Source organism: Agrobacterium sp. SORGH_AS_0745 (assembly GCF_030818995.1).
Classification (GTDB): domain Bacteria; phylum Pseudomonadota; class Alphaproteobacteria; order Rhizobiales; family Rhizobiaceae; genus Agrobacterium; species Agrobacterium tumefaciens.
In genome coordinates, this window is record NZ_JAUTBI010000001.1 from 1,920,731 (window position 1) to 1,933,928 (window position 13,198).

Annotated in this window: 10 protein-coding genes; 7 read left to right on the forward strand and 3 right to left on the reverse strand. The window is 57.2% G+C overall.

The window, feature by feature from the left end; all coding sequences use genetic code 11:
• The first annotated feature begins 213 nt into the window (after window positions 1-213).
• Complete coding sequence (locus QE432_RS08735; protein WP_306623792.1) at window positions 214-2,160, forward strand: ABC transporter ATP-binding protein/permease; 1,947 nt, start codon at window positions 214-216, stop codon at window positions 2,158-2,160.
• 230 nt (window positions 2,161-2,390) lie between these two features.
• Window positions 2,391-2,798: a low affinity iron permease family protein gene (locus QE432_RS08740; RefSeq protein WP_306623794.1), complete on the forward strand. Its 408-nt coding sequence runs from the start codon at window positions 2,391-2,393 to the stop codon at window positions 2,796-2,798.
• Window positions 2,799-2,824: 26 nt separating this feature from the next.
• Here QE432_RS08740 and QE432_RS08745 read toward each other — a convergent pair whose 3' ends face one another.
• Complete coding sequence (locus tag QE432_RS08745; RefSeq protein ID WP_113556236.1) at window positions 2,825-3,268, reverse strand: cyclophilin-like fold protein; 444 nt, start codon at window positions 3,266-3,268, stop codon at window positions 2,825-2,827.
• Between the two features lie 25 nt (window positions 3,269-3,293).
• Window positions 3,294-4,409, reverse strand: a complete 1,116-nt coding sequence (locus QE432_RS08750) for an MFS transporter (RefSeq protein WP_306623796.1) — start codon at window positions 4,407-4,409, stop codon at window positions 3,294-3,296.
• A 464-nt stretch (window positions 4,410-4,873) separates the two neighbouring features.
• Between QE432_RS08750 and QE432_RS08755 the strand changes: the two genes are divergently transcribed.
• Window positions 4,874-5,935 (forward strand): alpha/beta hydrolase, encoded by a 1,062-nt coding sequence (locus QE432_RS08755; protein ID WP_306623951.1) that lies wholly within the window; start codon window positions 4,874-4,876, stop codon window positions 5,933-5,935.
• Window positions 5,936-6,050: 115 nt separating this feature from the next.
• Window positions 6,051-6,944 carry a LysR family transcriptional regulator gene (locus tag QE432_RS08760; RefSeq protein ID WP_013761305.1) on the forward strand — a complete coding sequence of 298 codons (894 nt, stop codon included), beginning with the start codon at window positions 6,051-6,053 and terminating at the stop codon, window positions 6,942-6,944.
• A 97-nt stretch (window positions 6,945-7,041) separates the two neighbouring features.
• On the opposite strand, the gene QE432_RS08765 is transcribed toward QE432_RS08760, so the two are convergent.
• Entirely contained in the window at window positions 7,042-8,403 is a 1,362-nt protein-coding gene (locus tag QE432_RS08765) for a class I SAM-dependent methyltransferase (protein WP_306623799.1), read from the reverse strand.
• Between the two features lie 42 nt (window positions 8,404-8,445).
• Here QE432_RS08765 and gmd point away from each other — a divergent pair, with 42 nt between their 5' ends.
• The 3 genes from gmd (at window position 8,446) to QE432_RS08780 (ending at window position 12,978) form a co-directional block, all read left to right on the forward strand.
• Window positions 8,446-9,516: a GDP-mannose 4,6-dehydratase gene (gmd, locus tag QE432_RS08770; RefSeq protein WP_019566379.1), complete on the forward strand. Its 1,071-nt coding sequence runs from the start codon at window positions 8,446-8,448 to the stop codon at window positions 9,514-9,516.
• Window positions 9,500-10,495 (forward strand): GDP-L-fucose synthase family protein, encoded by a 996-nt coding sequence (locus QE432_RS08775; RefSeq protein ID WP_019566378.1) that lies wholly within the window; start codon window positions 9,500-9,502, stop codon window positions 10,493-10,495. The genes gmd and QE432_RS08775 overlap by 17 nt, the downstream gene beginning before the upstream one ends.
• Window positions 10,496-10,779: 284 nt before the next feature.
• Complete coding sequence (locus QE432_RS08780; protein ID WP_306623801.1) at window positions 10,780-12,978, forward strand: glycoside hydrolase family 28 protein; 2,199 nt, start codon at window positions 10,780-10,782, stop codon at window positions 12,976-12,978.
• Window positions 12,979-13,198: the final 220 nt, after the last annotated feature.

Genomic DNA, 13,198 nt, shown 5'->3' on the forward strand with positions numbered 1-13,198 from the left:
ACCGCGGGCCAAGTCAGGCACCCCATGGCGATGCACCTGGACCGTCTCCACCAATGGTCACAATATCCGCCAGCGCGATTCCGGTATGTCGGCAGCGGGCCAGAAAGCCGTGTATTTAGAGGCTTTTGAAAAGCCCCGCGCAGCAACGGAATTATATTTCACGACGCATCACAAAGCCGTGAAACCTTTCGACGCATCGTTCGTTTAGCGCCCATGATCGATAATGACGCAGGACCGAAGCCGGTCGTTGGTGCCGACGAGACTGGCACCCAAACCGCATCCGAAAACGATGCCCATGAAAACGATGATCCGCTCCCGCCAGAGGAGATGGAACCTGCTTTGGGTTTGACGCCGGAGGACGCCGAGGAGGCTCGCAGGAAATATCTGCTGAAGCGTTTCTGGATCAGCGCGCGAGGTTTCTGGAGCCGTCGCGGCGATCGGCTGGCCTGGCTGTTTTCGCTCGGGCTTCTGGCTATGATCGGCATAAATGTCGGCTTCCAGTATGGCATCAACGTCTGGAATCGCGGGATTTTTGACGCCATTGAGAAACGCGACGCCTCGACGGTCTATTTTCTCGGATCCGTCTTTCCGCTGCTCGTCCTGGGAAGTGTCTTTATCGTGACCTCGCAGGTCTATGTCAGGATGCGCATTCAGCGGCGCTGGCGTTCCTGGCTGACAAAGTCGCTCGTTGGAAGATGGATTGCGAATGGCCGCTATTATCAGCTCAATTTGATCGATGGTGACCATCAAAACCCCGAGGCAAGGCTCTCGGAGGATATGCGTATTGCCACCGAGGCGCCCGTGGATTTTGTTTCAGGTGTCATCGCTGCATTCGTGTCTGCCTCTACCTTTATCGTTGTCTTGTGGACGATTGGTGGCGCTCTCACGGTCTCCATCGCGGGTGTCTGGATCACGATCCCCGGCTTTCTCGTGATTGCGGCTGTTATCTACGCAATCATCACATCCAGTTCCATCGCCTTCATTGCCCGGAACTTCGTCAAGGTTTCCGAAGTCAAGAACCAGGTTGAAGCGGAGTTTCGCTACACGCTTACGCGCGTCAGGGAGAATGGTGAGAGCATCGCCCTGCTTGGCGGCGAAGACGAGGAGCGCAGCGATCTGGACAAGCGCTTCGGCAATGTCCGGCGGCAGTGGCGTCTCATGGCGCAGCAATACATGCGCACCACGGTCGTATCGAATGGATCGATGTTGATTGCCCCCGTCGTACCGGTTCTGCTGTGCGCGCCGAAGTTTCTCGATGGGAGCATGTCTCTTGGCGAGGTAATGCAGGCTGCTTCCGCTTTCACCATTGTCCAATCCGCATTTGGATGGCTGGTCGACAACTATCCCCGTCTGGCCGACTGGAATGCCTGCGCGCGACGTGTGGCCTCCCTGATGATGTCGCTCGATGGCCTGGAGCGCGCTGAAAAGAGCGACACGCTCGGTCGGATCGTGCGAGGCGAAACGGAAGGCGAGACAATACTCAGCCTCAAGGATGTGTCCGTTTCTCTCGGTGACGGAACGGCCGTCGTCAAGGAGACGGATGTCGAGATCGGCGCGGGTGAGAGAGTGCTTGTCGCGGGGGAATCGGGCTCGGGCAAAAGCACACTGGTTCGGGCCATTTCCGGTCTCTGGCCATGGGGTGGAGGCAGCGTCAATTTTCGCGCCGGCAGCCGATTGTTCATGCTGCCGCAGCGGCCATATATTCCGGCCGGCACGCTACGTCGGGCGGTCTGCTATCCGCAACCGGCCGAGAGCTGGACGCCGGAAGAGATCGGGGCCGCTCTCGACAAGGTCGGTCTGGGTCAACTCAAGGACAAGATTGAAGACGAGGCGCCGTGGGACCAGACGTTATCAGGTGGCGAAAAACAACGGCTGACCTTCGCACGCCTTTTGCTGAACGCCCCCGACATCATCGTCATGGACGAGGCGACGGCGGCTCTGGACGAGAAAAGTCAGGACAAGATGATGCAGACGGTAATTGATGAGCTACCCGATGCGACGATCGTAAGCGTAGCGCATCGTGCCGAACTGGAAGCGTTTCATAGCCGGAAGATCACATTGGAACGGCGGGAGGGGGGCGCAAAGCTTGTCAGCGATATCGACCTCATTCCTCGCAAGGCGAGAGGCTCCATGCTTCGGAGAATAGTCAAGCGGAGGTGATGGCACCGACGCTTGTGCTGACCTGCTTGAATGCCGGGGTAGGAGAGTTGGTGGCCGCCTCATTGTCGTTGGGGAGAATTCACCGACCACCTTGGCGAGAACGAACACAATGAGGGCTTGCCGCGGATCTAAGTGCAAATCGGAACTTCTGCTGTCACGGCACCCCGGAACAATCGTGCATTTTGTTTGTTGGTTGGCATCCCTAAAACGGCAACAAGGGGCAGCGTGTTGTGAATAAATTCTTCACTCGCTTCGCAAGCGCTATAGCTTCATTTTCCGGCTCTCCAACGGCTTTCATGGTGGCTCTCGGAACCGTGCTCGTCTGGGGGATAAGCGGACCGCTGTTTGGGTTTTCGGAGGTCTGGCAACTGGTCATCAATACGGGTACGACCATTGTCACCTTCCTGATGATTTTCCTCGTGCAGAATTCACAGAACAGGGATTCCGCAGCGATGGAAGCAAAACTGGACGAGCTGCTGCGGGCGGTGGAGCAGGCGCGCGGTGACTTCATTGGGATCGAGCACCTCACGGAAGAGGAAATCGAAAAGATTCGTGCACGTCTCGAAAGGGAAAGCGGACCGGATAGCGATAAGCCCGCACCCCATCATGCCATGGCCCGCGTGCTTTCCCGACGTTAGTGGCATTTACCGTTGGCAGGCGCGTGTCAGGCGCGCTCTATGCGCAGAAAGAATTCGCCTCGGGTGAAAAGTGGCTCGAAGCCGTCATCGAAACGTCCGAGGCGGATCAGCCCTTTCGAGTATCGGTAGCTGTCGTAATAGAAGACCAGATTACCCCATGGCGCGTAATAAGCGATGTCGCCGGGACGTGCGTTATCGAAAGGCGTGTCAGTCACCTGCGTCAACTTTCGAGGAAGATATGCGATTTTCTCGTTGGTCGAATAGTCTTCGATCGTGAGATCGAGCGGCAGCATTTTCATGAGCTCGCGTGCCGACGGGTTGTCAAACAAGGTCGCGGTCATGCTGTGACCACCAAAGGCCATTCGGAAACTCATCAAGGATACCTCCGTTTTTGTTACCTGACCGAACAATGCGGACGGTAAAGCTGTGGCCGCGGTAGCCAGCCCAAGAAATAGACGCCGGTCGATCATTGGAATGCTCCCATGCCGAACTGCTTTACGAGGATATTCTCGATGATTTGAATGCCAGCGCTGACGCGGCCACGAGCAAACCTGCGCTTGCCAGGAAAGTCATGCGGTAGCCGGATGCGTCGTAAAGAAATCCGCCCACTATCGCACCGGCTGATATCGCAAGCTGGATGACCGCAACCATGAGACCACCTCCGGCTTCCGCATCCTGCGGCAGTGAGCGGGCGAGCCACGCCCACCAACCCACTGGCGCTGCAGTGGCAATCATTCCCCAGACCGCAAGCGCTATCGCCGCGACAGGGAGACTGTTGCCGAAGGCAACAAGCATCACGGCCGTCACCGCCATCAGAGCCGGGATGACGATCAGAACGCGATACAGGCGGTTGGCGAGAAAGTAACCGATAAGGCTGGTGCCAACGATGCCGGCAACGCCGATGCCCAGAAGAATGAAGGTGAGTATCGAGATATCTACTCGTGTCACAGTTTCGAGAAACGGGCGGACATAGGTGAACAGCGTGAACTGGCCCATGAAGAAGACCGAGACCGATGCCATGCCGATAGCGATCAAGGGACGGTTCAGTAGCCTGAATGCATTCTTTGACGTTTTCCCGGCGAGGGGTTTCATGGAAGGGAGGCTTGCCAGCTGCCACAGGAATGCGATCGCCGCGACGGGGACGACAGTGAAGAAGGCACCTCGCCAACCGATGATCGATCCGAGAAACGCGCCGAGCGGAGGAGCAACGACAGTTGCCAGCGCATTACCGCTGTTAAAGATTGCAAGCGCTCGGGGAACGAGATGCTCCGGTACAAGACGCATGGCGGTCGCTACCGATATGGACCAGAACCCACCGATCACTATCCCGATGAGCGCGCGCCCGACCATGAATATTTCATAGTTCGGTGCGATCGCCACGGTCACGCCAGAAAGGGCCATCAGTGCCGTCAGAGCAAGCAGCAGCAGCTTACGGTCCCACTCTCCCGCGAGATACGAGACAAAGAGGCTCGTGACGACGGCGAAAGCGCCGGAGATCGCGATCGAATGTCCGGCCGATCCTTCGCTGATGCGCAGTTCATCCGCGATCGGCGTCAGCAGGCTGAGAGGCATAAATTCAGACGAGATCAGGGCGAAAACGCAGAGCGTCATCGCCAACACACCGCCCCAATTTGCGGATCGGGATCTGGCTTCCCCTGTGGAAACTGTAGTTTCTATGGACATGGTACGGCAGCTTTTCTTGGCTATTTCTTCAACGGTCTTCCGCTGCTGATGGGAGGCAGCGAGGTGAACATAAGTCATGAAGCATCTTGCAATAAGCCGCCTGTCACGGGATGCAGTCATGAACGATGCTCATCAAAGGGTCTTGTTTAGCCGCGCCCGGCCTGCTTGCGTATTATCCACGTCGATGCAAGGGCTCGGTTCATTCATGAATATCGCTCATGACGGCATGCCTTCGCCGCGGTCTAATCTCGCGACAATCTCCGATCTATCTTTTGAACGACGCTGCTGCATCACCCCTCAAAGCAGCTTCCCGGCCGCTCGTCACGGCAACGACAATGGAGAGTGAAGTGAGCAATCAGAACGAAAACGCTTTTACGGGAGCGGGCCTGGACATGGGCCGTCGTGGCCTTCTCAAGATTACGGGTGTCGGCATCGCCGCGATTGGCGCGGGGTCAGTGATGGCGGTATCGAAGGCAGAGGCGCAAACATTGAAGATGACGCAGGACTGGGACAAGGTTTTTCCGAAGAGCGAGAAGGTCGATCACCAGAAGGTCTCGTTCAAAAACCGTTATGGTATCATCCTGGCGGCCGACCTCTACATGCCCAAAACCCGCAACAGCGTCGGAAACCCCGCAATCGTGGTGAGCGGACCGTTTGGCGCGGTCAAGGAACAATCGTCCGGCCTTTACGCACAGACGATGGCCGAACGCGGTTTCGTCACTCTGGCATTCGATCCTTCCTATACAGGTGAGAGCGGCGGCGAACCGCGCAATATCGCGTCTCCCGACATCAACACCGAGGATTTCAGCGCGGCTGTGGACTACATCGGCCTGCGTCCCGAAGTCGATCGCGAACGGATCGGCGTCATCGGTGTCTGCGGCTGGGGTGGCATGGCTCTCAATGCCGTCGCCTCGGACAAGCGTGTGAAGGCCGTGGTTGCCAGCACCATGTACGATATGACCCGCGTCATGTCCAAGGGCTACAACGACAGCGTCACGCTGGAGCAGCGCACGGCGACCCTGGAACAGTTGAGCCGCCAGCGGTGGGTCGACGCGGAAAAGGGTACACCTGCCTATCAGGCGGCCTACAACGCGGAAGTCGGACCAGACGCGCCGCAGTTCATGGTCGATTATCACGACTACTACTCGACACCACGCGGTTATCATAAGCGGGCGGTCAACTCCCGGAACGCCTGGTCGCAAACAACGCCAATTTCGTTCATGAACATGCCGATCCTGAGCTACATCGCGGAAATTTCGCCGCGCCCGGTTCTATTCATTCATGGCGAGAAGGCCCATTCTCTCTATTTCGCAGAGACCGCGTATGCGGCGGCGGCCGAACCGAAGGAACTCCATGTCATTCCCGGCGCAAGCCACACGGACCTCTACGACAAGATGGATGTGATCCCCTTCACCAAGCTCGCCAGCTTCTTTGAGCAGCACCTGTCGGCTTGATACGTCCGGCAGTGACGTAACAGCTCAGGAGCCCGCCCAAAGCGGGCTCTTTTTCTGTTAGTGCGGCATGAGCATTATGCCATAATCAACAGGTCTGGATGCAGGAGGCTCATGAATGGCACGCGATACCGTCAACGATCTTGCAGCTTTCATTGCTGTTGCCCGAGAACAGAGCTTTACCCGGGCGGCGGCGAAGCTGGGCGTATCGCAGTCAGCATTGAGCCACACACTTCGCCAGCTTGAAGCCAGGTTGGGCGTGCGTCTCCTGATGCGGACGACCAGAGCGGTTTCGCCGACGGAGGCGGGCGAGCGGCTGCTAAACGGGATCGGTCCACATTTCGACGAGATCGAAGCGCATGTCGATGCGTTGAACGAACTGAGGGAAAAGCCGGCGGGAACGATCCGTATCGTCGCCGCCGAGTACGCGATCACCTATGTCCTCTGGCCCAAACTGAGGAAATTTTTGCCTCAATATCCCGACATCAAGGTCGAGCTGATCCTCGACAACGGACTGACCGACATCGTGACGGAGCGTTATGATGCGGGGGTGCGTATGGGTGAACATCTCGCGAAAGACATGATCTCCGCAAGGATCGGTCCCGACTTTTGTCTCGCTGTCGTCGGATCGCCCGCCTACTTCAAAAACCGACCACACCCGAGGCATCCCAAGGACCTCGTCGGCCATGATTGCATCAACTTCCGGCTGCCGAGTGCCGGCGGCCTTTATGTATGGGAGTTCGAGGACAAGGGCCGCGAGATCAAGATCAAGGTCGATGGCCAGCTCGCCTTCAACAACAGTTTCAATTCGCTGGAAGCCGCGCTTGACGGCTTCGGGCTTGCCTACATCCCGGAGGAAATGATCCTTCCTTATGTCGCAGACGGCCGGCTGGTTCGCGTGCTGCAGAAATATTCCCCGCCCTGGGACGGATATTACCTCTATTACCCCAGCCGTCGCCAGGCATCACCGGCGTTCGTCAGGGTTTTGGAGGCCCTGCGATATCGGGTTTGACGGGAGTTGTCGGCCCCCTGTGGATGTCCGCAACCCGGAACGATCCATGTCCGACTTTCGTCTTCTCTGCGCTCGCTGCGGCTGACAAGTCCTTATCCTAGATCAGCAGATAGCTGGCTTCAGAAATGCGTTGAACAATGGCTTGCCCCGCAAGGACGATAATGTCGCCGTCCATCGGTTGATGAGGCCGCAGCAAGTGTTTGTCGATCGTCAGCAGGAAATGGGATGAATGCAGTTCGCCTGGGGAAATGGAAATGTAAGACCAGCGATGCCAGGCAAATGGCATGGCGGCGAGGCCCATTCCCAGCAATCCCTTGAGGCGCATCGACCATGTTGACGAGGACTTGGCGTGGCGCGCAGCATCGGTTGCAACGGCACCGTCGACAATATGCTGTTGGTTCCAGGTTGTCTGGCCATGGTTGATCTTCCATGCTTCGGGGTCATCGTTTGCGAGATCGATCCTCGATTTTACCGGCTCGGCGATCAGCGCGACGTTCGGACTGAGCAAGCGTGGAACAAAAGAAAACGGCAGGCTGCGGATTTCGCGCAGGGGCGCGTTGACGCGGATAAGCTGCGCCAGACACCGCCAGTCGAAGCCCTGATGTGACGTATGGTGCGCGGGCACCCGGTCCAGCCGGTATAAGCCTGCCCAAAAAGTCTCTTTCAGATTGCCGGATTGGCGGTTGTAGCCCATGAGGGCCGAACCCCAGTTCTTGATCCATACGGCTGGCCCGACTTCGACGGGTACCGTAACCAGGAAAATGCGGGGACGAACGATCGCGCAGACGTGCTCGATGACACGGACAGTGCGGTTGAGGTGGATATGTTCAAGCGTTTCCAGCGCGATGACGATGTCGGCCTCGATCGTTTCGTAAAGGCTCTCGTCGGTGGCGTCGCCGACGATGAAACGGCAGTTTTCGTAGTTGCTGTAGCGATTGCGCGCGGCCTCGATGAAGATTGGATCGTAGTCGATACCGACGTAATCAACGTCGAATTTTTCCAGAATGTGTCCGACCGCGGTTCCGGGGCCGCAGCCGATATCCAGTATTCTGACCTTCCGATTGCCGACGTCCTTCTGCACTGTTTCGAGGACCTCGAGCAGCTTTCGATAGCGGCCTGCATGCAGAAAGCGCGTCAGCCAGTTGAAGTTCTGCATTTTTTCGTAAGTCGTCGCGAACGTACCCATCCAATCCGCCTCCATGAACCGTAGATGATGTCGTCTCGCGCTCCCTGTTATCGTAAAGATCGTGCGCGACCCGGCGTTGTATTTTTGAAGTCTGGCACGGCCTGCGTGACCTGCAACTCGACCAAAAGGCTTAAGTCGGAAGCGGGGATACCCACCCTGCTTCCTCTTAAAGGCAGATGTCGATGTGGTGGACGGTGAATCAGCCAGTTCTGACCGGCCGTCCTCTCCCTTTTGGTATGCTGCCGATGCGCAGGGCCTCGTTATACCTTTCAAGGAGGCGCCATCCGGGGCCGGAACCGCTGGGAGATGTGGTGGATGGTAGACAAGAGAGCCTTGATTATCGGCGTAACCGGGCAGGACGGCGCTTATCTCAGTGAATTGCTGCTTGCCAAGGGATATATCGTGCACGGCCTGAAAAGGCGGTCCTCCTCATTCAACACCGGCCGGATCGATCATCTTTATCAAGATCCCTTCGAGGAAAACCTTCGCTTTCGTCTTCACTTCGGTGACTTGACGGACGCCACGAACCTGTGCCGGGTCATTCAGGAGGTCCAGCCCGACGAGATCTACAATCTCGGCGCCCAGAGCCATGTCCAGGTCAGCTTCGAGACGCCGGAATATACGGCAAATGCGGATGCGCTTGGCACGCTGAGGCTACTGGAAGCCATGCGCATTCTGAACCTCGGCGACCGTTGCCGGTTTTATCAGGCGTCCACATCGGAGCTGTTCGGGGGGATGGGCACCGTTGCTCAGCACGAGGGTACGCCGTTCTATCCGAGAAGCCCCTATGCTGCGGCAAAACTCTACGCGTACTGGATGACGGTCAATTACCGGGAAAGTTACGGCTTTCACGCATCCAACGGCATTCTCTTCAACCATGAGAGCCCCATTCGCGGGGAGACATTCGTCACGCGGAAAATCACGCGCGGCGTTGCCGCCATCGAACGCGGTCTCATGAGCAAGCTGCGTCTTGGTAATCTCGACGCAAAGAGGGACTGGGGGCATGCGCGCGATTATGTTGAAGGCATGTGGCGCATCGTGCAGCAGGAAATACCCGAGGACTATGTGCTCGCAACCGGCGAGGCACATACGGTGCGGGAATTCGTTGAGCTTGCTTTCGGCGTGGTCGGCAAGACCATCGAGTGGAACGGCGATGGCAGTGACGAAGTGGGATACGACGCCAAAACCGGCAATACGATCATCGAAATCGATCCCAGATATTTTCGTCCGGCGGAAGTGGATTTTCTTCTCGGCGATCCCAGCAAGGCGCGCAGGAAACTCAACTGGAGCCACTCGACGTCCTTTTGCGACCTCGTTCAGGAAATGGTCGAAGCGGATCTTCGCCTCGTGATGTTGGAAGAGGGAAGAAATGAATTCGTCGCATAAATCGCAAGAAATCCCGTTCAGCTTGAATGGCAAGCGCGTCTGGGTTGCCGGCCATACCGGAATGGTCGGCTCGGCACTCGTGCGACGTCTCCAGCGCGAAAATTGCGAAATTCTCAAAGTCTCTCGCAGCGAGCTTGATCTGACCCGACAGTACGAGACGGAGCAATGGATGGCGGCGGCAAGACCTGAGGTCATTTTTGTCGCTGCCGCCAAGGTTGGAGGCATCGCAGCAAATGCGGCCTATCCGGCGGACTTTCTTTACACCAATACGCTAATTTCGATGAATATCATGAAATCGGCTGCCGATATCGGTGTTGAAAAGCTTCTCTGGATGGGATCTAGCTGCATCTATCCGAAATTCGCAGCCCAGCCGATCACGGAAAATTCCCTTTTGACAGGCCCTTTGGAGCCGACCAACGAGGCCTACGCGATTGCGAAGATCGCGGCGCTCAAGCTTTCTCAATTCTACTCCAGTCAGTACGGCCTGAATTGCGTCTCCGTCATGCCGACAAATATTTACGGGCTGAACGACAATTTCGATCCGCAAAGCTCACACGTCATTCCTGCGATGATCAGGAGAATGCATGAAGCGAAAATCAGCGGCCAGAACAAGATTGTACTATGGGGTACGGGCAGTCCTCTGCGCGAGTTTCTCCATGTGGACGATCTGGCGGATGCCTGTTGCTTCCTCATGAAATCATCGGCGCATTTTCCGCTGATCAACATCGGCTCGGGGCGGGAGATATCCATCCGCAATCTCGCCCACCTGATTGCAGGCATCGTCGGCTACGATGGGCAGATCGTTTTTGACACCAGCAAACCGGATGGAGCCCCCAGAAAGCTGCTAGACTGCTCGCGGCTCAACGCGCTTGGCTGGAACTCGACGGTCGAACTCAGATACGGAATTCAGGATTTGTATGAGTGGTGGCGACAACCGAAGTCGCTGCAATCGGATATGTTACGACAAGCGGCAAGATGAGATCGCCAAATGCCCTGACATCATCGGTTTTGCTTGCCGCCCTTGTGCTCGCATTTTCGGGTCTCTCGTCTGCCGGGCAGCCTGCGGTGCGGGGAGGGCTAGAGCAAGAGCAAAAGCAAGGCAGCCAACCGGATCCACGGCAGTTCGGTTTCCCGATACCTGTTCCAGAACCACGATTGCCGGATGATGCGGATGCCTTCAATCCACCTTGGACAGAGGTAGGCGGCAAGGGGCCGGCAATCGCGGAAATTTCGAGAACGACGGGCCCTGGCGAGGTTGTCTCGATGACCGGTGTCGATCTCGATGGACGAACGGGTTTCGAAGTCTTTTCGCAACACCCCGGTGCCGCGGAGGGCGTGGTGACGCCGTTGGCGTCGCTGACGGCTGACGCGACGGCGGCGACGCTGCTGCTGCCAGACACGCTTCCTTCATGGTCCACCTACCTGATCAGGCCCCAGGGTGGCACTGTTCAAGGGCGCAGCTTCGCAATCAATCGCACGGAAAGCTGGTGGATCGGGCCCGATGCCGCAGCGCCGGGAGCGATCGTCTCGGTCTATGGACGCAACCTTTCGCGGTCCAACGGGACCAGCCAATCCTATCTCTATATCAAGCCGGTCGCTGTTGCCGGCTCGTATGTTCCGGCAATCTCCGTCAACCCCTTCAAGGTCGATTTCGAGGTGCCGGCTCTGCCACCGGGCAACTATGAAGTTTGGGTCCACAATACCCATGGCGGCCGCTTCGGCTGGAGCGGTCCGCTGACACTTGAGGTCCTGTCGCAATCGCCATGGGCGGCGCAGGATAAAAAGCGCATCGATGCCAGGAAGTTCGGTGCAACGGGCGATGGCATGACCGACGACACCGAAGCCATTTTGCGCGCGCTCGACGCCGCGGCCGCAACGGCGCCATCGATTTTGTATTTCCCCGCCGGGATTTATCTCGTGACAAAGCCTTTGATTGCGCCCGCCAATGTGGCGTGGTTCGGGGAAGGGGTGAACAAAACGGAGATCAGGCTGAACCACGGGATTGATCAGAGCATGGTTGTCGTTAATGGCGACGACACCCGGTTCGGAAACCTGACCCTCAATGCCAACCGCAACATTGCAGGTAAACCTCTTCTTGCTTTGCGCAACGCCAAAAACATACGGCTGGATTCCGTACGTATCGACGCCTGGGGCGTGCCGGCGTTCGATGCCCAGGACACCGTAGGTCTTTTTGTGCATGCGTCCGAGCTGATCGAGAACGGATCCTTTTACGGCGCGAGCCGGCAGGTGTTTTTCTCCAACAATCGGTTTCGGATGACGGGTTACGGCGAATCCGTAGTCGCGCTATGGGGTGGGCGCGATTTCGCCATGACGGGCAACGAGCTGACAAATGCGGATGAAAGCCGCGACGACGGTCATGGCATCGGACGTTTTTTTGTTGGCCAGGCGCATTTCGGGAGCATGCGAAACCTCTATTTTGAGAAAAACATCTCGCGAAACGCCGCGCCCCATGATTGCACCAAGGTCGATTGCAACAAGGGCGAACAGATCTGCTTCGAGATCGTCGGGAGCAAGCTTAAAAACGATTTCGTCCGCGCTTCCTCGAACTCGGTTACCTTCAAGTCCCTGTCGGATCTGGGGGATGCCAAGCCGGGCGGCTTCGATCTCGTCATCGTTGGCGGGCGAGGGGCCGGGCAACACCGTCACATCGCGTCGACGGACGGTTCTGTTGTTCTGCTCGAGCAACCCTGGAATGTCGTGCCGGATCGAACGAGCCGTTTTGCTCTGGCAGCGACCGCATCGAGAGCCGTGATATACGATAATGTGTTCGATGGCACGGCAAGCTATGCGGAGCATGATTCTGATTCCACCGGCGTTCTTCTCTACGGCAACGTCTATGACGTGGTGGTCGACAGCAACCGCATCTCTCAGATGCGACACGGCATGATGACGGTTGCGCTGGACTCGACGCGGGGACTTAGCCCGTATTTCCTGCAATATTCCAACAACAGTGTGACACGCAGCAACAGCGGCCTCTATGTCGGTACGACATTCGCGGATTCCGGGGTTGCCGGCATCTGGGGCGGTCTGGGGAACATCTATCGCAGGAACAGGTTCACGGATATCGCCTATATCGGTGTCGAATATGAAACCTGGAACCATCCCGGCGCCGACTATAATGGGACGGTCTTCGATGGAAATACCTTCGCCAACGTCCGTTACGGCTTCGTAGATGCCTACAAACTCATGTGGACGCACGACGGCAGCTTCAAGGCCGGACCGGCCGAACGCTCAAGGCGGATCAACACGGTGCTCTACGACAATCATTTTACCCGAGGAACGCCAGGGCCTGTTCAAAGTGCGGGTTTCGTGACGATGCATCCGCAGAACAGCTGGGTAAATGTCGGCTCTACATGGAGCGGTTTTGTAACGGGAAACGAGGGGCCTAAGGCCGTCACCGTTAAATCGTCCTCCAACGCTGCAAGGCTGACGCCTTATTGAACCGGAGTTTATTCTCCGAAAATCCCGGCAAGGTACCTCTAATGACGTATCTGCGGTGAATTGACGAACTGCGGGAAAGTGGCGACTATGGCTCAATAAATCGGGGGCATGGGCACCTTGGGGCATTGAGAGCCGTGCCCATTCTTTTTCATTTCGGCGAGGGGACCCGACGGATCGTTCGTTACTCGGTGAGTGGCGAGCGATCTGTGGTTCCAATGAC

Coding starts and splice junctions, on each gene's coding strand:
- QE432_RS08735 (WP_306623792.1), top strand. CDS start 214: ATGATCGATAATGACGCAGGACCGAAGCCGGTCGTTGGTGCCGACGAG.
- QE432_RS08745 (WP_113556236.1), bottom strand. CDS start 3,268: ATGATCGACCGGCGTCTATTTCTTGGGCTGGCTACCGCGGCCACAGCT.
- QE432_RS08750 (WP_306623796.1), bottom strand. CDS start 4,409: ATGACGCTCTGCGTTTTCGCCCTGATCTCGTCTGAATTTATGCCTCTC.
- QE432_RS08755 (WP_306623951.1), top strand. CDS start 4,874: ATGGGCCGTCGTGGCCTTCTCAAGATTACGGGTGTCGGCATCGCCGCG.
- QE432_RS08760 (WP_013761305.1), top strand. CDS start 6,051: ATGGCACGCGATACCGTCAACGATCTTGCAGCTTTCATTGCTGTTGCC.
- gmd (WP_019566379.1), top strand. CDS start 8,446: ATGGTAGACAAGAGAGCCTTGATTATCGGCGTAACCGGGCAGGACGGC.
- QE432_RS08775 (WP_019566378.1), top strand. CDS start 9,500: ATGAATTCGTCGCATAAATCGCAAGAAATCCCGTTCAGCTTGAATGGC.
- QE432_RS08780 (WP_306623801.1), top strand. CDS start 10,780: ATGACCGGTGTCGATCTCGATGGACGAACGGGTTTCGAAGTCTTTTCG.